16 protein-coding genes and 1 tRNA gene are annotated in these 20,368 nt (G+C 45.7%); 4 read left to right on the top strand and 13 right to left on the bottom strand.

Features of this window, described 5'->3' with window-relative positions:
* Positions 1 to 378: 378 nt before the first annotated feature.
* The 5 genes from HGO26_RS06810 to HGO26_RS06790 all read right to left on the bottom strand — a co-directional run bounded on the left by HGO26_RS06810 (position 379) and on the right by HGO26_RS06790 (position 5,698).
* On the bottom strand, positions 379 to 678 hold the full coding sequence (locus tag HGO26_RS06810) for a hypothetical protein (protein WP_168824098.1): 300 nt from the start codon (positions 676 to 678) through the stop codon (positions 379 to 381).
* A 221-nt stretch (positions 679 to 899) separates the two neighbouring features.
* Positions 900 to 2,399, bottom strand: coding sequence for a site-specific integrase (locus tag HGO26_RS06805; RefSeq protein WP_168824096.1), 1,500 nt, complete (start codon positions 2,397 to 2,399; stop codon positions 900 to 902).
* Positions 2,400 to 2,491: 92 nt separating this feature from the next.
* Positions 2,492 to 2,579 (bottom strand) — tRNA-Ser (locus HGO26_RS06800).
* Positions 2,580 to 2,792: 213 nt separating this feature from the next.
* Entirely contained in the window at positions 2,793 to 4,787 is a 1,995-nt protein-coding gene (locus HGO26_RS06795; RefSeq protein WP_105252312.1) for a methyl-accepting chemotaxis protein, read from the bottom strand.
* Positions 4,788 to 5,065: 278 nt separating this feature from the next.
* Complete coding sequence (locus tag HGO26_RS06790) at positions 5,066 to 5,698, bottom strand: YchE family NAAT transporter (protein WP_168824094.1); 633 nt, start codon at positions 5,696 to 5,698, stop codon at positions 5,066 to 5,068.
* Between the two features lie 318 nt (positions 5,699 to 6,016).
* Between HGO26_RS06790 and adhE the strand changes: the two genes are divergently transcribed.
* On the top strand, positions 6,017 to 8,620 hold the full coding sequence (gene adhE, locus HGO26_RS06785; protein WP_168824092.1) for a bifunctional acetaldehyde-CoA/alcohol dehydrogenase: 2,604 nt from the start codon (positions 6,017 to 6,019) through the stop codon (positions 8,618 to 8,620).
* Positions 8,621 to 8,819: 199 nt separating this feature from the next.
* Here adhE and HGO26_RS06780 read toward each other — a convergent pair whose 3' ends face one another.
* The 4 genes from HGO26_RS06780 to HGO26_RS06765 form a co-directional block, all read right to left on the bottom strand.
* Positions 8,820 to 9,755, bottom strand: coding sequence for a M14 family metallopeptidase (locus HGO26_RS06780; protein WP_168824090.1), 936 nt, complete (start codon positions 9,753 to 9,755; stop codon positions 8,820 to 8,822).
* A gap of 146 nt (positions 9,756 to 9,901) precedes the next feature.
* Positions 9,902 to 10,360, bottom strand: coding sequence for a GNAT family N-acetyltransferase (locus HGO26_RS06775; protein WP_168824088.1), 459 nt, complete (start codon positions 10,358 to 10,360; stop codon positions 9,902 to 9,904).
* Between the two features lie 248 nt (positions 10,361 to 10,608).
* Positions 10,609 to 12,660 (bottom strand): S9 family peptidase, encoded by a 2,052-nt coding sequence (locus tag HGO26_RS06770; protein WP_113939551.1) that lies wholly within the window; start codon positions 12,658 to 12,660, stop codon positions 10,609 to 10,611.
* A gap of 290 nt (positions 12,661 to 12,950) precedes the next feature.
* Positions 12,951 to 14,495 carry a fumarate hydratase gene (locus tag HGO26_RS06765; RefSeq protein WP_168824126.1) on the bottom strand — a complete coding sequence of 515 codons (1,545 nt, stop codon included), beginning with the start codon at positions 14,493 to 14,495 and terminating at the stop codon, positions 12,951 to 12,953.
* Between the two features lie 119 nt (positions 14,496 to 14,614).
* Here HGO26_RS06765 and pabB point away from each other — a divergent pair, with 119 nt between their 5' ends.
* The gene (pabB, locus tag HGO26_RS06760) at positions 14,615 to 16,027 is read left to right on the top strand and encodes an aminodeoxychorismate synthase component I (RefSeq protein WP_168824086.1); all 1,413 of its coding nucleotides are present in this window, start codon (positions 14,615 to 14,617) and stop codon (positions 16,025 to 16,027) included.
* A 31-nt stretch (positions 16,028 to 16,058) separates the two neighbouring features.
* Positions 16,059 to 16,646, top strand: a complete 588-nt coding sequence (locus tag HGO26_RS06755; protein ID WP_168824084.1) for a CoA pyrophosphatase — start codon at positions 16,059 to 16,061, stop codon at positions 16,644 to 16,646.
* A 43-nt stretch (positions 16,647 to 16,689) separates the two neighbouring features.
* Here the strand turns inward: HGO26_RS06755 and HGO26_RS06750 are convergent, their stop codons facing one another.
* Complete coding sequence (locus tag HGO26_RS06750; protein WP_028760140.1) at positions 16,690 to 17,025, bottom strand: hypothetical protein; 336 nt, start codon at positions 17,023 to 17,025, stop codon at positions 16,690 to 16,692.
* Positions 17,026 to 17,175: 150 nt separating this feature from the next.
* Here HGO26_RS06750 and asnS point away from each other — a divergent pair, with 150 nt between their 5' ends.
* Positions 17,176 to 18,576, top strand: a complete 1,401-nt coding sequence (gene asnS, locus HGO26_RS06745) for an asparagine--tRNA ligase (RefSeq protein WP_105252305.1) — start codon at positions 17,176 to 17,178, stop codon at positions 18,574 to 18,576.
* 125 nt (positions 18,577 to 18,701) lie between these two features.
* Here asnS and HGO26_RS06740 read toward each other — a convergent pair whose 3' ends face one another.
* The 3 genes from HGO26_RS06740 to HGO26_RS06730 all read right to left on the bottom strand — a co-directional run bounded on the left by HGO26_RS06740 (position 18,702) and on the right by HGO26_RS06730 (position 20,361).
* The gene (locus HGO26_RS06740) at positions 18,702 to 19,091 is read right to left on the bottom strand and encodes a DUF1801 domain-containing protein (RefSeq protein ID WP_211085837.1); all 390 of its coding nucleotides are present in this window, start codon (positions 19,089 to 19,091) and stop codon (positions 18,702 to 18,704) included.
* A gap of 188 nt (positions 19,092 to 19,279) precedes the next feature.
* A complete protein-coding gene (locus tag HGO26_RS06735; RefSeq protein ID WP_028760143.1) occupies positions 19,280 to 19,867 on the bottom strand; it encodes a cytochrome c3 family protein in 588 nt (195 codons plus the stop codon).
* Between the two features lie 8 nt (positions 19,868 to 19,875).
* Positions 19,876 to 20,361: a nitrate reductase cytochrome c-type subunit gene (locus tag HGO26_RS06730; protein WP_168824082.1), complete on the bottom strand. Its 486-nt coding sequence runs from the start codon at positions 20,359 to 20,361 to the stop codon at positions 19,876 to 19,878.
* Between the last annotated feature and the right edge of the window lie 7 nt (positions 20,362 to 20,368).

Below are 20,368 nucleotides of genomic sequence, written 5' to 3'. Positions count from 1 at the left end.
ATGTTTTCACCTAAAGTCATCTACGAGGTAATAATATCACCTCTATTTAGGTGGCCAAAATTAGTGTGCCACTACAGATCAAGGCTCTGAAGAGAAATTGAGAAATATATTGCGTAAAGCGGTTGTTGAGTGGGTTGCCAATAAAAATCGTCAGATTAAATTGAATGATAAGTGTGTCATATGGAAGGAGGCTATCAAACAGACGTTCTATGCACTAAAAGCTCCCGTACACATTTACGCTAGCCGCGCAACAACACAACAAGCTAAAGAGCATTATGAGACACTTCGAAACGCTATAATTGCAGACTCAGCGTCTTAATAACTCAAAGGCGTCTCCCTGACCTCGGATAGACGCCGGTATATCTTGTTTCAAAGTGGTTAGCTTAATGAATATTCTTGAACGTATTCAGGAAAGAGTTCACAGGCTACCATCAACGCATAGCACCATTGGTATTCATCAAGCGTTAAAACCTCACCAAATGCTTCCTGAGAGCCTTCATAAAGTTCTAATGCACATACTCCGGCATGAAAATACAATTTAGGGATTTTAACTTCTCCCACAGAGAAGATTCTGTCGACATGATTACCGTAAACATTCCACTGAACTTGGTTTGATTCATCCATATAACGAACTTTAACTAATACGGGGTTTGCGGTAAATGTGACTTTGACTTTCATGGTTTTCCTGCACTTGTTTGTCTCGGTTTCGACTAAGATATACCGTGAACCTATTGATATACAAATGCTTATCAAACTCATCACTTAACTACGGAATTTTAAATAGTTACGGAACAGAAAAGACCAAAGTCCTAGAAAAAATCGACTTAGTAGAATCCATCTGCTTCAATGTTTTTGAGGTATTTTTTGAAAATTAACCCCAAAAACACACCAAATAAAACCTATCGCAATAACGGATCTGGAGCGACCTGAATCAACTCATGATCAAAATTAAGCCCTTGATGCAGAACTTCTAATTTACGAGCAATATCAAACTCACTGTGAGTGTATTGATTCTCCCCAAAGGTCTCCTTTTCATGACCGATCAACTCAGTAACGATATCTTTAGTTGATTCTTTGAGCTTAAATTCGTCCTTTACTGTATGCCTAAAACCATACGCTGTAGGCCGATTTCCTGCTTCTAGCCCGAGTTTCGTTAAAGTTCGACTGAATCTCTGCGTGAATCCTTTAGACCAGTCCTTATCTTCACCTATTGCGGTTGAGCTAAATAACTGCCTGTTTCCGGCCTTCACTTTGGTTTCAACAAACTTTAAGAAACCTAATTCAATGAGTTTGTGATGGATAGGAACAATACGCTTAGCATTTTTATTTTTAACGCGCTTCTCACTGTCTTCATATACAGAATCATCTGTAATCGACAAACACGGGGTGTCAAATAACACCTTGTAATCCGCTGTTTCTAACTGACAGATCTCAGACGGGCGAGCGCCAGTATGTAACATGATAAGTGGAAGCCAGTAATCATCAATATTCTTAAACTTGTGCTCTGTAAAAATCTCACAACTGAACAAATTCAGTAATTGTTCACTCGTCCATCGTTGACGTTTACCCGCCGCAGAATTTGGTACTTTTAAGCCACTAAAGTGATTCTTCTCAACGTATTCTAATTTGCTTGCATATTTAAACATCTGGCTACAGGCGCTTAAATACTCACTAACGGTCTTTCCGCTTCTTCCCTCAGTGATATGCTCCTGAAAGTTACGTGCATCTCCGTATGTAAGATCTGAAATTCTTGTCGAGCCACCAGCAAAATGAACTAATGCACCCGTTCTTAACTTAAGTTGCTTCAATGACTTATTAAAAATTTGATCTCGTAATTTATCCGCTAAAAACTCGGTTTGTAACTCCTCTAATGTTCTAATAATTTTTGATGACCGAGCATTATTTATACCGATGTTTTCACTAATAAAATCGGTGAATTTTTGATGTGCTAATTCGTTACTCTCAATTTTTACCTTTGCGACAGAGTGTATTTTTCTTGCTTTGTCTTTTATCGCTTGATTCTGATTAATCAATTCCTGATTGCGGCCTTCAGCAACCTGCAATTGATTTTTCAACTGGATAGATGCCTTCAACTGCTCTATGTACTGCTTGTTTTTCTTATCGATTTCAACCTGCATTCGTTCTTGTACGCGAATTTCGGTTCTTTTCTGAATGACCTTGTTTTTCAAACCTTCAGACATTTCTGCCACTTTGATTTCCTCGATCAACAACTTTGTTTTAAGTGCTATTTCAAGGTTAGAAACCATAGCTTCGCTTCTATCCTTTGTTCTGAGAGAGAACCTTACTTCAGAGGGAAAACCAACGGCTTTTAAGCTGGCAGGAAAAGGGATGCGACAGTAGTAATTGCCATTACGATTTTTATGAAGATAAGTTGCCATGTTGGTACACCTCATTGGTACACCAGCGTTTCTCAGCAAACGCAAAAAGCCGCAATTACTTGATATATAAGTAATTGCGGCTTCTTAGAATTTGGCGGTGAGAGAGGGAGTCGAACCCTCGATACGTTACCGTATACACACTTTCCAGGCGTGCTCCTTCGGCCACTCGGACACCTCACCATATGTCGATTTATGTTAGCGTGGTTAATCTTTCACGTTCAAGAATCACTAACGATTTCGTATAGCCTTGCCGAGAGGCTTTCATCGTTAACGGAGCGGTACTGTACGCAAAAGCCTAAAGGGGGTCAAGTAAAAAAGACTCAGTTTCAGGCGGTTGCACAATTGCTAAACAAACCGCCGTGATTTCTTGAATCTTTTCACCGTTTTATACCGTTAATTGACGGTAAATTTGTGCACTTCTTTTGACATTGAATTCGCGTCAAACGTCAGGGCTTTGGTCAGTTCCCTAAGCTCATCGGAGATCCTTTGAGTATTAAGGTAAATCTCACTGATCTTCAGTGCATTACGATTTACGTCTTCGGATACCGCCGATTGCTCATGGGTTGCTGTGGCAATTTGCTCGTTCATGCGGTCAATAATGTCTACTTGCTCCACAATACGTTTCAATTCGATGCCTGCCTGTTCAGCTTCATGGACACTGCTATTAGCCTGAGCTAATCCTCTGTCCATGGCTTTTACTGCAATGCTCGCTCCCGCCTTCAATCTATCTGTCATATTTTTAATGTCAGAGGTCGAGGTTTGTGAGCGCTGCGCTAAACTTCGGACTTCGTCTGCAACTACAGCAAAACCGCGGCCCATTTCCCCTGCGCGGGCAGCTTCAATGGCGGCATTAAGCGCGAGTAAATTAGTTTGCTCAGCAATACTGCTGATCACTTCAAGCACTACCACTATGCCGTGAATTTCACGGTCTAAATCGTTAATGGCTTTAGAAGCTCCACTAATATCGTCGGCTAACGCTTTGATCGCTTTGCTGGTTCGGCCGACTTCGAGGTTGCCTTCTTTAGCCTCTATATTGGCGGCGGAAGACGCTTCGGATGCCTGCACTGCATTGCTGGCAATCTCGGCCACTGTTGCACTCATTTCTGTCATAGCGGAGGCCACTTGTTCTGCCTCACTGTGGCCCGCCATCACATCTTGCTCCATGGCATGGGTACAGAGATCCATTTGCGCCACAGCTTGTTGCAATTTAGCGCCACTGGAACGTACATGTAGGATCACTTTTTCAAAATCACTCATCATGTCGTTAAAGGCGATGGCGAGTTCACCGAATTCATCGGAGCTAGAGTGAGTCAGACGCACACTTAAGTCGTAATGTTTACGGGCTTGCGTGATGGTCGAATATAAGTGATGCACACTGTCATGCAAATAACGGATAACAGATAGACTCAATATCAAGACTATCGCCAATACTGAGATTAAGGTCGCGAGCACTAAGAACATTTTCTCATTCGCTAATGTTAATCTTTCATGGGTAGTATTAAGTAAATCTGCCGAGACTTGCTGTTCAAACTCACGTAATAGCTCAATCCGGGCGGTCGATTTACTGAACCACTCTTCGGGACTTTGTTGCAGGATTTTTTGATTATCTTGCTCGAATGCGATTTGACGTAACAACTCAACGTCATGCATTGCAGCTGAACTCTGTAAACGGTTAAACGAGGATAATAAATCAGAATTTGCTAGCGCTAAAAAACGCTCTTGATAGGTATTTTGCTCTGAAACCAAAGTGATAAATTTGGCATAAACCTTAGGCTTAAATCCAGCTTGGCCAAAGGTTGAGCTGAGTACCGCCCTTTCAATCCCCGCCCTTTCCTTTAATTGCAAAAAAGCACTAAAAGCCGTCGCTTTAATGGCGATTTCTTGATTAGCACCCGTTTTTGCGGTTTCATCGACTATCGTCAGTAATAACTTATTTAACTCAGTATAATAGGCAACTTCATCGGCGACACTGATACTTAAACTATCCACCTGCGAGCGGATGGCATTCAAACGCCCAAGTTGAGCGTTTAACTCTCTAAGTTTTGGGGCAAATATCTCCGGCAGATGATTCTCAGTGATAAAACGCTGATAGAGGCCGAGCTGCGTATCCGTTAATTGTCTTTGACCAGGTATTTTACCCGCAAACGCTTTTCCTGCTGAGCCAATAAATCCAGCACTCATGCCGCGCTCTTTTTGTAACTCATGCACTAAGTTACTGTTGGTGACAGCTAGCTCGCTTAATTGCACCACTAAGGTTAAATCTTTTCTATATTCATATTTTTCAATGAGGTAAAGCGTGCCACATAAAAAACAGGCTAACAGCGGAGGCAAGACAACCATTAATAATTTTTGTTTTAGACTGAGATTACCAATCCATTGCCATTTCATAGAAATATCCTTTTAAACTTAGTTTTAGATCCAAATACCGAACACTAGGTATAGCATAATATCAACCGTAGGACGACTAAGGTTTATTGAAATTGCACAAGCTAATATCCTGATAAACGAGGATTTCCCTCATATTCCATCAATAGTTTAGATTTTGCTAATCGCAGAGCAAACTTGAGAAACGTCAAACAAGGATCAGATAGAAATAAAAAACGCATTGAAAATTCCAATACGTTTTTCTAGAGAAAGGAACACTTAATCTGTGACTGAAGATGACTCTAGCTGAAAAGCTGTGGGAATAATCCCTTCACACCAGCCGCAATGACTTCGATACCAATAGATAACATCAAGAGTCCCATGAGACGGGTAATCACGTTAATACCCGTTTTGCCGAGGATCTTATAAATGATAGATGCCATTCTAAACAGGCCAAAACTCACTAAACCAAACACTATCACAGTAATGAACATCGCAATAATGTTCGACAATGAATTATGCTCAGCGGCAAAGACAATCACCGAACTGATAGCGCCAGGTCCCGCCATCAGTGGCAAAGCCAAAGGCACAACCGCCACAGATTCCATCGCCGAGGATTCGCGGTCTTCCTCTTGGTTACGCTTTACTTCGCCTAACTTACCTTGCAACATTGACATCGCAATAATGGCAATCAGGCTGCCACCAGCAATTCTAAAGGCTGATAACGAAATGCTGAACATATTCAGAATGTGCTGCCCCGCCACAATCGTGACTAAGAGAATCACCACAACCGCAAAGTTCGCTACTTTACCCGTGTGATTCCGCTCAGCCTCCGTTTGATGGCTCGTTAAGCTCACAAACACAGGCAACAAGCCAACCGGATTAATGATGGCAACGAGGCCAAGAAAAAATTTAATGTAAAGAGTTAACTCCAAGGGACTATCCTTATGTGCGTGTCACGCCGTCTTCATCAAAATAAGCTTGAGGGCAAGTATAGTATCTCAAGCGCTATTGACTGAAAAATGAGATTTTTGAGGTTAAATCACAACTTCGAATAATATTTAGTTATCGAAGCCGATGCATTTTCAGCGCAATTTTAAACAAACAAGTTACCCTAAGTGTAGTTTTATTACATAAAAGCACGATATTGTCGTTGATATCACACTTTCAACGCGGCTTTAGGTGTAATTTTCTACCATAAAGAGGATTTAGTGAATGCCTTGATTCACTAAATCTTTTTAGGAGTATTAATCATGACAGTGACCAATGCACAAGAACTGGATCTCATGGTCGAGCGAGTGGCCAAAGCACAAGCCGAGTATGCAACATTCAGCCAAGCGCAAGTCGATAAAATTTTCCGTGCAGCGGCCCTTGCCGCTGCCGATGCGCGTATCTCGCTGGCCAAAATGGCCGCTGCAGAAACCCGCATGGGTGTAGTTGAAGACAAAGTAATTAAAAACCACTTTGCCTCCGAATACATTTATAACAAATATAAAGATGAAAAAACCTGCGGAATTTTATCTGAAGATGTCACCTTCGGTACTATTACCATTGCTGAACCCGTAGGCATTATCTGTGGCATAGTCCCCACCACGAACCCCACATCGACCGCGATATTTAAGGCCTTAATCAGCCTTAAAACCCGTAACGCAATTATCTTCTCGCCCCATCCTAGGGCCAAAGTTTCAACCACAACCGCAGCAAAATTAGTGCTGGATGCTGCCATAGCCGCGGGCGCACCCAAAGACATTATTGGTTGGATTGATGAACCCAGCGTTGCACTATCAAATCAATTAATGACTCACCCTAAGGTCAATTTAATCCTCGCAACGGGAGGCCCAGGCATGGTGAAAGCCGCCTACTCTTCCGGTAAACCTGCTATTGGCGTAGGTGCGGGTAACACGCCTATTGTTATCGATGAAACCGCCGACATCAAACGCGCAGTCAGTTCGATTCTCATGTCAAAAACCTTCGATAACGGTGTGGTTTGTGCGTCAGAGCAAGCGGTAATTGTGGTCGACAGTATTTATGAGCAGGTTAAAGAGCGTTTCGCAACCCACGGTGGCTATATGCTGTCGAAGGATGAAGCCGCGGCGATGCAGCAGGTCATTTTAAAAAATGGTGGCTTAAATGCCGATATCGTTGGCCAAAGCGCCGCCAGTATCGCGCAAATGGCGGGCTTTGAAGTGCCGCACTGGACCAAAGTGTTGATCGGTGAAGTCACCGACATTTGCGACAGCGAAGCCTTCGCCCATGAAAAATTATCACCACTGCTTGGTATGTACCGCGCCATCGACTTTAACGATGCCATGGATAAAGCTGAAGCTTTAGTCGCACTCGGCGGCATTGGCCACACATCAGGGCTTTATACCGACCAAGATACCCAAACCGAACGTGTACATGCCTTTGGTTTTAGAATGAAAACGGCGCGTATCTTGATCAACACCCCAGCTTCACAGGGCGGTATTGGCGATCTGTACAACTTCAAACTGGCACCTTCGCTCACTTTAGGCTGTGGTTCTTGGGGCGGCAACTCGATTTCAGAAAACGTTGGCCCGAGTCATCTAATCAATAAAAAAACCGTCGCTAAGAGGGCCGAAAACATGTTGTGGCATAAGCTTCCTGCATCTATCTATTTCCGCCGCGGTAGTTTGCCCATCGCGCTCGAAGAACTGAGCGATAAAAAACGCGCCTTAATCATCACAGACAGATTTTTGTTCAATCACGGTTATTGCGATGAAACCATGCGGATTTTAAAAGCCCAAGGCCTTGAAACCGAAATTTTTTACGATGTTGAAGCCGACCCCACATTAGCCATAGTCCGTCAAGGCGCTAAGGTCGCTCAAAGCTTTAAACCCGATGTGATAATTGCGCTCGGCGGCGGCTCACCAATGGATGCGGCTAAGATTATTTGGGTAATGTACGAGCATCCAGATGTGGATTTTGCCGATCTAGCATTGCGCTTTATGGACATTCGTAAACGTATCTACAAATTCCCCAAAATGGGCACCAAAGCCATGATGGTGGCAATTCCGACGACTTCAGGCACTGGCTCAGAAGTCACACCTTTTGCGGTAGTGACAGACGAAATTACCGGTAAAAAATACCCGATTGCCGACTATCAACTCACGCCCAATATGGCGATTGTTGATCCAAATCTTGTGATGGACATGCCTAAATCCCTCACCGCCTTTGGTGGCATAGATGCGGTGACCCATGCATTAGAAGCCTATGTCAGCGTGATGGCGAATGAGTACAGCGATGGCCAAGCGCTACAAGCCCTCGACTTACTGTGCAAATATTTACCCGATGCCTACAACTTGGGTTCACAATCACCTGTCGCCCGTGAAAAGGTCCACAATGGCGCCACTATTGCGGGTATCGCCTTTGCTAACGCTTTCCTTGGGATTTGCCACTCAATGGCACACAAACTGGGCGCCGAGTTCCATCTCGCCCATGGCCTAGCCAATGCGCTGCTGATCAACAACGTAATACGCTTTAACGCAACGGATCTGCCCACTAAGCAAGCGGCCTTTAGCCAATACGACAGGCCAAAAGCCCTGTGCCGTTATGCTGCCATCGCAGATCACTTGAAACTAGGCGGAAAGACGGATGAAGAAAAAGTCGAAAAATTGCTTGAGAAAATCACACACCTCAAGAAGACGATTGGCATTCCTGCTTCTATCCAAGAAGCCGGTGTCAACGAAGCCGACTTCCTCGCCAAGTTAGATGAATTAGCCGAAGATGCGTTCGATGATCAATGTACCGGTGCCAACCCACGTTACCCATTGATTAACGAGCTGAAACAACTGTTCCTCGATAGCTATTATGGCCGAGCCTATAGCGACAACAACTAGGTATCGCCTGCCAATGCTAGGCACGAGCTTAATAAAAGCCTCGCGACATAAATGAAGAAGCCCTCGAATGAGGGCTTTTTATTGCATGATTTATTACCGTGTTTTACCGTGATGTAAACCGTGGATATGAAACGTAAAATTGCTTCACTAACCGTGAATTCGACTGACCCTCACTAAACAGCTCATCACTAAAAAGCGACTAACGCTGCGCCAGCACATAATCGATGGCACTAGTGATTGCCGCAACCTGCGCCAAATTACACTCTGCTGGCGTGGCCGTTGGGCTATCTGGGTACACTTCTGTCGTTGTGTTATAGATACAACCAGTGACACTGCTGCAAAGCCCTAATGACTTAAGCGGATAGTTAATCACCCCGTGCTGCACCACAGTCGAGCCAATGATCTCGCCTTTCTCATCGGCAGGAGCAATGTGCGTCACTTTACTCACACCATCAATAATGGCTTTCTGAAAGGCATCCATTGAGTTTTCGGTATCACCCACAGCATAAAAACCATCTGGGATAGTTCCTTTGACGTACTCTTTTCCATCACGGGCGCAAAGTGCTGGACGAAATTCTAATTCATCGGAATCCGTGGTTTCATGTAAGTCCACATGCACATCAAAACCTTGCTCAACTGAAGCAACTAGAGCCATCAAGGCCGCCGATTCTTCTGCAGGGCTGTTGGCATAAAATGAACGATTAGGATCGATAGCCTTAGGGTTCCAACGGTTGATAGTTTCGTAACCCCAAGGACTCACGCACACGGCGATCACAAGATTGACGCGATCAACATAATGAGCCACCTTATCCGCTAAAAATGCCAAGGCACCATGAACACCGCTGGTTTCGTAACCGTGCACGCCACCAGTCACGAGCACGGTTGGCTTTTGTGGATCAAACTGCTGGCTTTTTACCGCAAATAATGGGTAACGCTCCGCATTTATCGACAAGGCGCCATATTGCACAACGGTAAGCCCAAGTGCTAAGAGTGCTGCTTCCATCGCCTTGAGTGGCGTCACGACATCGTCCTGATACGAACGCTTGATTTTGGCGCTTGCAAGCCATGCAGCTTTTTCAGCCTCGCCCCATTTTTCGCCTACGGTGCCGATGGGATAAAATGTTAAATTTGCCATAATTCCTCTATTTTTAGTTCTATTCGGTAAAGTTCTTTTTATTCAAGTTCTTTGCACCCTAGTGCTTTCGTTCAAGCTTTTTCGTTGAATTACTATTCAGTCGAATGATAGTGCTCGAGTTTGGATGATAAATGAGTACAGTCAACCTAAAGCACTAGCTGCATGGGAATATCACGGATCCCGCCGCGTTCTCGCTCGGGTCCAAGGGGCACAAAGCCAAAGCCTAAGTACACAGCCTGCGCATTCAGCGCCGAGTTCACGGTAAATATGCCCGAATTGCCTTGGGCTAAACATTGAGCTTTGGCATGTTCCCACAACATTCGCGCCACGCCTTGCCCCTGCGCATGGGAGGCGACAAAAAGATGGTACAAGTGGCTATTCGCCTTCATCCCCACTACGCCTGCGAGTTGGCCCGAGTCCGTTATGACGACATGGTACTGATAACCCATAGCAAAGTAGCTACCAATCGCCTCTATCGACATGGCATTAACTAAGATTGTAGCCCCCTCTGCAGTGCAAGTTGGGGCGATAAATTCTTGAGTTAATTGAGTGAGCAATACGCTTATTTCAGGGATGTCAGTTAAGGTTGCGGCTCGAATGTTCATCTTAACTCCTTGATTAAAAAATTTCATGACACAATAAAAAGCCAGAACAAAGTCTGGCTTTTTAAGATACTGAATCAAAAGGCACTTAATCAAAATACACTTGGTCAGAAGACGCTTAGTTTAAATACAGACTAAAAATACTTTGATTGTCAGTTGAGCATTAAATGACTCGCCGATGATAATCCTATCAGGGCGAGCCTTGCTTCTATGGGCTTTCGTCGCTGCAAAGCCCATAAACGCACTGGTCGTTATTGCTTAGTCCAGCGGTCCATCCAACCGAAGACATTAGCATACCATTGCTCTAAGTTTTCAGGTTTTAAGATCCAATGGTTTTCATCAGGGAAAATCAATAACTCTGATGGGATCCCTTTGCGCTGCATAAAACTGAATGCCGCTAAACCTTGACCATAAGGGACACGGAAGTCCTTCTCACCGTGGATAACCAGCATGGGTGTTTTCCAGTTTTCAACATAATTCACTGGGTTAAACTTCTCATATAACGCTTTGTTATCTGAATAAGTGCCGCCAAACTCATGCTCTGCGAACCACACTTCTTCGGTCACGTAATACATAGAACGCATATCGAACAGACCCGCGTGGTTAACTAAGCACTTGAAACCGTCGTTCCAGTTACCTTGGATCCAGTTCATCATGTAGCCGCCGTAAGAACCGCCGAGCGCACAGGTGTTTTGCGGATCGAGCCATTTTTGTTGCTGGCTCACCGCCGCTAGACCTTTTTGTAGATCTTCTAATGGCTTACCACCCCAATCTTGGCTGATTGAATCCGTAAAGGCTTGGCCGTAACCGGTAGAGCCGTGGAAATCCACCATGACAACGCCATAACCCGCACCCGCCCATAATTGGGCATTCCAACGACCACTGAAGGCATTACCAAATGAACCTTGCGGCCCACCGTGAACGAGATAGGCAATTGGGTATTTTTTCCCTTCTTGGAAGTTCGCCGGTTTGATCCAGTAACCGTAAACGTCTTCGTTATTCCAACCTTTAAAGCTGAACTGTTCAAACTTACCAAACTTGATCTCGGCCAATTTGTCTTTATTCACTTCGGTCAGACGTTTAAGCCCTTCACCTTCAGTCGTAATGCTATAGAGATCGCCCGGTTCAACTAAGGTTTTGCTATCGAAAATCAGTTGTTCGTTAGTGACCGCAATTAAACTGTTCGTGCCATCACTGTAGACAGAACGCACATCGCCAAATTGGGTATTCACTTGGAAAATAGAGACTTGACCTAGGTCTTGTGCCGTCACATACAAGGTACGATTGTCAGGAGCAAACATCAGTGAGCTTGGGCTGCGATCCCATAATGGCGCCACTTCTTTGGTTTGGCCTGTGCTAGTATCGCGCAGCATAATGCCGTAACGATCTGCTTCAAAACCCGGTTTTTTCATTGCTAAATAGGCCATGTAACGACCATCGCTCGAAAATGTTGGCTGCGCATCCCATGCAAGATTGTCTTTGGTTAAGTTGGTTGCGGTGCCGCCTGTCACTGGCACTTGCCACAAATCATAGTTAGTGGTCCAAGCTTGATCTTTGCTAGGGGCTTTCGCGCTATAAACCACAAACTTACCGTCTGGGGTGAAAGTTACTTCTTCCATACCCGAGAAAGGTTTTGGCGGCGTTTCAGTATCTAAACCTTGAGTCACATCCACTACTTTAGTCAGTTTTTCACCGTTTACAGCGCCAACAAATAAGTGGTTACGGGCGTGGTCTTCCCACGTATCCCAATGGCGAACCATTAACTGCTTGTATTCACGGCCAGTCGATTTACGCTCAGCTTCGGCGGTAAATTTATCCTTTGAGCAGGCTAAGTCCTTACACTCGGGGAATACACGCATGCTGAGTACAACTTGTTTACCGTCGTTTGATAATTTGTAGCCATCAATATCCAAAGGTAAATCAGAAACTTGTACCGCTTCACCGCCCGTTAATGGCAGTTGAAATAACTGGCTTGAACCACTGCGACTGGCAAGGAAATAAATCGACTTGTCGTCATTGGCGAAGCTCACATCGTGCTCAGTGCCCGTGGCAGAGGTCAATTGCAGTGGTTTCGCCTTCGTGTCTATCAAATCTAATAGATACAGATCCGAGCTGGCCTCTCCCTTATCGTTTACCGTTTTAAGACCATAAACTAATTTAGTGCCATCATGGGACACAGTCGCAGAGTGCATCTTATTGAGTTTAATGAGTTGTTGCACAGTAAAAGGCGTTGGATCGGCCGCTTGGGCTGATAACGCCAGTCCCGCAGCGCCGAGCGCCAATAGGAGAGGAGCTATTTTCATTGTTATGTCCGTCTTTTGTTGAACAGGTTCGAGGCTTGCAAATATTCGATAATCATCATTGCTGCAAACACGAATGTTAAAAAACGATCTGAGATCGTATCTTTCGAAGATAAGCTTGCCACACTATCGAAACAAAAACGCTCAGGCAAGCCAAATGGCGAACCTGAGCGTATTTTTTTGTGACAAAATGTCAGTGGCGCAACGTTTTACCTCAAGAACAGATATCAGAACTCAAACTTAAGCTGTTTTGCTTAAAAAGCCATCAAGTTCAATCCGCTGCATCCTCACCTTTACGCTTTCGCGTTGGCGATATTCACTTTCCAAATTGCTGGGCCAGTTTCATGGGCGTTCACACCATGCGAATCCACAGCCACAGTCACTGGCATATCTTGCACATCAAACTCGTAAATCGCTTCCATGCCCAAATCAGCAAAGGCCACGACGCGAGAATGTTTAATCGCTTTAGACACTAAATACGCAGCGCCGCCAACGGCCATCAGATATACCGCTTTGTGTTTTTTGATTGATTCAACTGTCGCAGGGCCGCGCTCAGCTTTACCTATCATGCCCATAAGACCAGTTTTCTCTAACATTAAGTCAGTGAATTTATCCATACGGGTTGCTGTGGTTGGGCCCGCAGGACCGACAACTTCAGCACCGACTGGATCAACGGGGCCAACGTAGTAAATAAATTTACCCGTAAAGTCCACGCCTTCTGGCAGACCTTCACCGCTTTCAATCAGGCTTTGAATGCGCTTATGGGCAGCATCGCGACCTGTGAGCATTTTACCGCTCAGCAGAATGGTTTCACCGCTCTGCCACTGCTCGATATCCGCTTGAGTCACAGTATCTAAGTTCACGCGGCGCACATCATCACCCACTTCACGGGTGATTTCTGGCCAATCGGCCAATGATGGCGGCGTTAATTCCGCAGGACCTGAGCCATCTAAATGGAAATGTACGTGGCGTGTAGCCGCGCAGTTCGGGATCATCACCACTGGCTTTGACGCCGCATGGGTGGGCGCCGATTTGATTTTAACGTCTAACACTGTGGTTAAACCGCCAAGACCTTGGGCACCTATGCCTAAGTTGTTCGCGCGCTCAAAAATGTCTAAACGCAGCTTTTCTTCGGTCGTTTGCGCGCCACGGGCGAGCAACTCATGGATATCCACGCTTTCCATCAGCGCTTCTTTGGCTAATACGGCCGCTTTTTCTGCCGTGCCGCCAATGCCTATACCCAGCATACCCGGTGGACACCAGCCCGCACCCATGGTCGGTAGCGTTTTTTCTACCCATGCAGCGATATCGTCAGATGGGTTTAACATCACCATCTTAGCTTTGTTTTCACTGCCGCCGCCTTTGGCTGCAATCGCCACTTCGATGTGGTTGCCAGGCACCATGTCGATATGCACCACAGATGGGGTGTTATCTTTGGTATTTTTACGGCTGCCAGCAGGATCTGACACTATTGATGCGCGCAGTGGGTTATCAGGATTGGTATAGGCACGACGAACACCTTCGTCGACCATTTCCTGGATCGTCATATCGGTTTTGTCCCATTGGACACCCATACCCACTTTCACGAAAGTGGTCACAATCCCAGTATCTTGACACAGAGGACGCTTACCTTCGGCCGACATACGAGAGTTAATTAAGATCTGGGCAATCGCATCCTTCGCCGCCGCACTTTGTTCACGCTCATAAGCTTGGCTCATGGCATCAACAAAATCCTTCGGGTGGTAATAAGAAATGTATTGCAAAGCATCCGCCACACTTTCAATAAAGTCGGCTTGTTTAATCACAGAAGTTTCAGACATTTTATGGTGAGATGACATAGTAGGAGCGCTCCAGCAGCCTTTGCGGCCTAACTTGTTTTTGTTTAATTCTTTCTGGGCCAATATGATACTCTTTCACATCTTTTTGGGCTACATCACATTTTGAATAGGGTTAATCGATGGCAATTAGGGCGTCAAAACAGCTTGCATCACGCCAACTTGACTGGACATTAAGTACCGCAGCACTGTTCGAACACTTTGCAAGTGACACTTGGGCTATTCTGTTAGATTCGGCGAACGCGCCGCATCAAGACGCCAGATTCGACATCATTTGCGCCAATCCTATCGCTACGTTAGTAACCAAGGGTGAACGTAGCGATATAAAGCTCATCGATACGAGCTTGAGCTTACCCGAGGCAATAGACCCAAACCGTGATCCCTTCGAGTTACTCAACACTTTATTAACCCATTGGTATTCAAAATCTTTTGATTGCGACTTGCCCTTTAGTGGTGGCGCAATGGGCAGTTTTAGCTACGATTTAGGCCGCAGAATTGAATCCCTGCCGATAACGGCCAAGCAAGATATACAACTGCCAGAGATGAACATCGGCTTTTACGACTGGGCGTTAGTTTTTGATTACCAAGCCCAATGTTGGCATTTACTGCATTATTTAGGTGAAGCAGCACTCGACATTGAGTTGAATAGAATTCAAGATAAAATCGGCAAAAAGCCAAATTCCGCCGCATTCATGCTCACTAGCCCATGGGCAGCACAAATCGATAAAGCCCAATACACGGCAAAATTTGCAGCAGTTCAAGCCTATTTACACAGCGGTGATTGCTATCAAATAAATTTAACCCAAAGATTCGAAGCCCATTATCAAGGTGATGAATGGTCAGCCTATTGCCAACTGCGCAATGCCAATAAAGCACCCTTCTCGGCCTTTATGCGTCTGCCGCAAAACACGATTTTATCGATTTCACCCGAGCGCTTTATTCAGCTTCGCGGTGACGATATTCAAAGCAAACCCATCAAAGGCACACTGCCGCGTCATACCGATCCCGCATTAGATGTGAAAGCCGCCAATACACTGGCAAACTCACCAAAGGATCGCGCCGAAAATGTCATGATTGTCGATTTACTGCGTAATGATATCGGCAAAGTGGCGGCAGCAGGCTCAGTACGTGTGCCGCATCTATTTGAAATTGAAAGTTTTCCTGCCGTGCATCACTTAGTCAGTACGGTGACGGCCAAGCTTGATAGCCGATTCACTGCGAGTGATTTGCTGCGCGCGGCGTTTCCCGGCGGCTCAATTACCGGCGCACCGAAAATTCGTGCCATGGAAATTATCGAAGAGCTCGAACCTTCACGGCGCAGCCTTTATTGTGGATCTATGGGTTATATCAGCCAAGACGGTCAAATGGATACCAGTATCACCATTCGCACTATTGTGGCCGAACAGGGCAAACTCTATTGCTGGGCGGGCGGCGGCATAGTGGCGGATTCAGAAGTGGATGCCGAGTACCAAGAAACCTTTGATAAGATCAGCCGTATTTTACCTTTGCTTGGCGCAGCGTCACAAAAGCCGTAAGCTTTAATACTAAACAGTCACGAGAACGTCGATGGATCAAGCGGAATTTAGACTCAGATTTAATCTGCACCCGTTAGCACGGCAAGATCCGGCGGCCTTCCCTCACCTTGGATTACGCAAAGCCGCAGTGTTGATCCCACTGCTGGAGATTAACGGTGAGCTGAATCTAATTTTAACCCAAAGACCTATTCATCTGCGCGCCCATCCGGGGCAGATCAGTTTCCCAGGCGGTAAAATTGAGCCCTATGATATTGATGCGATTGCGGCCGCGTTAAGGGAAGCAGAAGAGGAAATTGGACTCTCAAGGCATAACGTCGACGTGGTTGGCACATTTCCGGCCCACAATACTTTTACCGGATTTGAAATCACGCCCGTGGTCGGCATTATCAAGCAGGCATTTGATTTAAAACTCGATCCCGGTGAGGTCGCCGATTGCTTTACCGTGCCATTAAGTTTTTTTATTGAACCGAATAATCGCCACCAAAAACGCTTTTTACGCCAAGGGCGCTATTACAGCGTGCATTTTATTCCCTATCAACAACGGTTTATCTGGGGTGCGACTGCCGCGATTATCGACCATCTGTGCCGCCAGTTAAGCATTCCTGCCGATATCCTCTAACTCCACTTGCCATTGCTAAACCGTTAAAAGCCAACTGGCTAGCTTAGACCACCAAATGGATATACAAACCGGCGACAATAGAGGTTAACAGCAACATGGGAATGTTAAACCAATATCCCATTCGGCTATGGTGGGCGACATAATAGTTAAACGCTAAACTGACCAAACTAATACCGCCACAAACCCAAATCAAATACTGCAATAGTTGGGTTTCATGTGGATCCCAATGGACTCTAAATGTAGCGCCACGGGAAAATAACGCGCCAATTTCGCGTTCAGGCCTTGCATCACTGAATACTGATAACGCATAAACAGCCAGTACCCAGCCTAAAATGGATAAGGTCGCAAGGATAATTTGAAATATTCTAGTCTTCCTCATACCGCCTCCCGCCGTTTAACTCACTATATCGCTCAATATCGATATTATTAACCTCAGGATACCTTTTTCAGCTTGAGAAAAGCCACCAGCAAGGTAATATAAACCTCCAAAATTTTCATATAAAACGTTTCGTTGGAGAATTAAGCAACAATGAGCATTGCATCTGTCGCATCTGTATTTAAAGGTGAGCACGCCGTCGGTTCTAAAGTCACAGTGCGTGGCTGGGTCAGAACCCGTCGTGACTCTAAAGCCGGCATCTCTTTTTTAGCTGTTTACGACGGCTCTTGCTTTAATCCTATCCAAGGTGTCGTGCCCAATAGCTTAGATAATTACGACAACGAAGTGTTAAAGCTGACTGCGGGTTGTTCTGTTGTGATGACAGGCGACGTGGTGGAATCTCCTGGTGCAGGCCAAGCATTTGAGCTGCAAGTGACTGAACTTGAAGTCGCTGGCTGGGTTGATGATCCAGACACTTACCCAATGGCCGCTAAGCGTCATTCAATTGAACATTTACGCGAATTAGCGCACTTACGCCCACGTACTAACATTATTGGTGCCGTTGCCCGCGTGCGTAACTGTCTATCCCAAGCGATTCATCGCTTCTACCACGAAGAAGGCTTTATTTGGGTATCGACCCCACTTATCACAGCATCAGATTGCGAAGGCGCCGGTGAAATGTTCCGCGTATCGACCTTAGATATGGAAAACCTGCCGCGTACTGAAGCGGGTAAAGTCGATTACGATAAAGATTTCTTCGGTAAAGAAGCTTTCCTGACCGTATCAGGCCAGTTGAATGCTGAAACCTACGCCTGTGCACTGTCAAAAGTGTATACCTTTGGCCCGACTTTCCGTGCTGAAAACTCAAACACTAGCCGCCACTTAGCGGAATTCTGGATGGTTGAGCCTGAAGTCGCCTTCGCCAACTTAAACGACATCGCAGGCCTTGCCGAAGCTATGTTGAAATACGCGTTCAATGCCGTATTGACTGAGCGTATGGACGATTTAACCTTCTTCGCCCAACACGTTGATAAGACTGTGATCGACCGTCTGCAATCTTTCGTTTCAAGCGATTTTGCTCAAGTGGATTACACGGATGCGGTTGAAATTCTGCAAAACTGTGGCAGAACCTTCGAGTTCCCTGTGTCTTGGGGTATCGATTTATCTTCTGAGCATGAGCGTTACTTAGCCGAAGAACACTTCAAAGCCCCTGTGGTAGTGAAAAACTATCCAAAAGATATCAAGGCCTTCTACATGCGCTTAAACGATGACGGTAAAACCGTTGCCGCAATGGACGTGTTAGCCCCAGGTATCGGTGAGATCATCGGTGGCTCTCAACGTGAAGAGCGTTTAGACGTGCTAGATATGCGTCTAGCCGAAATGGATCTGAACCAAGAAGATTACTGGTGGTACCGTGATATGCGCCGTTATGGCACAGTGCCACATGCAGGTTTTGGACTAGGGTTTGAGCGTTTAGTGTCTTACGTGACGGGCGTGAACAACATTCGTGATGTTATTCCTTTCCCACGTGCACCGCGCACTGCGAACTTCTAATCTCCCTTAACTTGGGACTGCATAGCTAAGACATCTCTATTAAGCCTTAGCAAAACGAAAGGAGCTGAATATTCGGCTCCTTTTTTGTTCGTCCGTTTTAGTCACATCATGCGGCTAAATAACCATTAATCTGCCAGACTCAACGCCTGCGCAATATATTCCGCGACTCGCTTGGCAGCAATATCATCGATTGACACCAACTTAATATGGCGACGAAATTTGCCACTACCTTCAAGTACCTGATGTGGATCGCTAAGATTCGCGCCTAAGCTAAACTCCAATGAAACATGCTGTTTATAGGCAAACACACCACAAAAACTGGCTTTGGTGCTAAAGAGTATACCGCCGTACTTAACGGCTTCAGTAATGGCCCGCGACGATGTGGTAGCGGCAGTTTTGACCTCCTGTCGCACCCCCTGCACTATTTCAAACAGACTCGGGCTGGTACATAAAATATCTTCTAACAGTTTTTCAAGTTGCGGCTGATCTTCCATCATGATCTCTTTACCTCTCATACAAGCAAGACTATCCCAGCGCGATTGTAGCGCGCTAATCGGACTGAATAACACCCTATTGAAGCATCCCTAAAAAATTGAATAGTGACGTGCAAATAAAAAGGCCAAGCGTGGAGTACGCTTGGCCTTTTGCTGGAGTTGTCCAACTTAGCAAGGCTAAGTCACACGGATTAACACTGTGCTCTAGATTAAAACCCCTTCACACCGGCCATATCAGGGAGATGATGAGCAATCCCCTTGTGGCAGTCGATACAGGTCTTTTCGCCGCTTGCCAGTGATGTTGAGTGCATCTGCGCCGCTCTGGGTGATTGGCGAGTAAAGTCCATGTAAGTGAAGTTATGGCAGTTACGACACTCGAGCGAATCATTGGCCTTTAACCTTGCCCACTCATGTTCTGCCAGTTCACGACGCTTATCTTCAAACTTCTCACGGGTATTAATCGTCCCAAAAACCTTACCCCACACTTCCTTAGATGCCTGCATCTTACGGGCAATTTTATCGGTCCAGTTATGCGGTACGTGGCAATCAGGACACGTCGCCCGCACGCCACTGCGGTTAGTGAAATGAATCGTCGTCTGTAGCTCTTGATAGACGTTATTTTCCATCTCATGGCAACCAATACAGAAAGCTTCTTGGTTGGTCACTTCTAGGGCAGTGTTAAACCCGCCCCAGAAAATCACCCCAGCCACAAAACCACCTAAGGTCAAAAAACCTAAACTGTAATGCACACTCGGACGATTGAGTACCTGCCAGATTTTTTTCAGTTTATCTAACATGCTAACTCCTAGTGTTTTTTCTGCTCAGTGTTGGCTTTGATCAGATGTTCCATATCCACAAAGTCGTTTTCGACCAGTAACTTGGCATCTAACTGCGGCACATGGCACTGAGTGCAGAAATAGCGGCGCGGCGATAACTCGGCTAAGAAGTTATTGTCCCTGTCCATAAAATGCGTGACGCTGACCATAGGCGCTTGCGAATCCCCAATGCGGCTACGAGCATGGCAAGCCATACACTTGTTCACTTTAAGATCAAGCTGATAGCCGTCGATCTTGTGTGGGATCACAGGTGGTTGCATGGGATAGCTGCGCACTTCCTTCACATCGGTATTACGCACACTTTGCATCGCAGGTGGCGTAGGCTCGACATTGATAGGCGCTAAGCGCAGGGTATCGATTTTCTCTTCGGGAATACTGGCGGCAGACACACTTGTCATGATGAATGAGCCAAATACCAATAAACCGATCGCTGAGACTAATTTTAGGGTTTTCATCGTGTTC

The organism is Shewanella oncorhynchi, assembly GCF_012584455.1.
Lineage (GTDB): Bacteria > Pseudomonadota > Gammaproteobacteria > Enterobacterales > Shewanellaceae > Shewanella > Shewanella oncorhynchi.
The sequence above is the reverse complement of the archived record's forward strand: the minus strand, read 5'-3'. Positions and strand labels throughout refer to the sequence as shown.